This window comes from Parafrankia sp. BMG5.11 (assembly GCF_004337455.1).
Genome location: NZ_SJXI01000173.1, coordinates 1 through 1,259, shown reverse-complemented (window position 1 = coordinate 1,259; position 1,259 = coordinate 1). Strand labels below are relative to the sequence as shown.

Below are 1,259 nucleotides of genomic sequence, written 5' to 3'. Positions count from 1 at the left end.
GGTCGCATTCCATGCACCCGTAGAGCGCCTCCACGACGGCCCCGGTTCCGTCCGCGCGGACGCCGGCCAGCTCATGTCCGATGACCCGTTCCAGCCCGAACCGCATGTACATCAGGTCCGAGCTGCAGATGCTCGCTGCCGCGATCCGGATGACCTCGTCCCCGGCTCCCGGTGGCTCGTCGAGGTCGACGACGGTGATCTCGCCCGCTTTGGGGCGTACGGCCTTCACGGACGTCGGCGGGCGGCGGGCAGGAGGGCCGGGTGCTGGGTGAAGTGGTCGATCCCGGGCATGTCGGTGCCGGGCGGCACGATCTTGTCGATGGCGTCGAGCGCGTCCGCGTCGAGGTCGACGTCGGCGGCGTTCAGCGCGTCCTCAAGGTGCTTCATGGTGCGCGGCCCGATGATCGTCGAGGTGATGGCGGGATGGCTGGAGACGAACGCCATGGCCAGCTCGGTCAGGGTGATGCCCGCCTGGTCGGCGACGCCGCGCAGGGCGTCCACGGCGTCGAACCGGGCGGGCGAGGAGCGGTCTTCGGCCGAGCTGACCGTTCCCTGCATGAACGGGCTGGTCGGGTCGTAGCGTGAGCCGGCCGGCGGCTCCTGGCCGCGCTGGTACTTGCCGGTCAGCCAGCCGCCGGCGAGCGGGCTCCAGGGGATGACCGCCATCCGGTGCCGCCGGCACGCGGGCAGGACGTCCTGTTCGATCGACCGGGCGAAGATCGAGTACTGCGGCTGTTCGCAGACGAACCGTTCGCCGCCGCGGCGGGCCGCCGCCCACTGGGCCTCGACGATCCAGTCCGCCGGGAACGACGACGAGCCCAGGTAGAGGACCTTGCCCTGGCGGACGAGGTCGGTGAGGGCGCCGAGGGTCTCCTCCAGGTCGGTGTTCCAGTCGAGCTTGTGCATCTGGTACAGGTCGATGCGGTCGGTGCCCAGCCGGCGCAGGCTGCCCTCGACGGCCTGCGTGATCCATCGGCGGGAGGATCCCCGCTGGAGGCGGTCGCCCATGGGGAAGAAGCACTTGGTCGCCAGCACCACGTCGTCCCGGCGGGATTTCACCGCCCGGCCGATGATCTCCTCGCTCTCGCCGTGCGAGTACACGTCGGCCGTGTCGATGAAGTTGATTCCGCCGTCCAGCGCGCGGTTGATGATCCGGACGTTGTCGTCGGGATCGGTGCTTCCCAGCCGGCCGAAGTTCATCGTGCCCAGGCACTGGGTGCTTACCTCGACACCGGTTGTTCCGAATCTGCGATATCTCA

1 protein-coding gene and 1 pseudogene are annotated in these 1,259 nt (G+C 69.5%); both read right to left on the bottom strand.

Annotated features, from left to right (window positions below):
- A pseudogene (locus E0504_RS49220) lies at nucleotides 1-229 on the bottom strand (alcohol dehydrogenase catalytic domain-containing protein); the annotation flags it as partial.
- Nucleotides 226-1,259 (bottom strand): aldo/keto reductase (locus E0504_RS49215; RefSeq protein ID WP_131628024.1); only part of this gene is annotated, 1,034 nt, incomplete at its 5' end. The pseudogene E0504_RS49220 and the gene E0504_RS49215, both read right to left, overlap by 4 nt.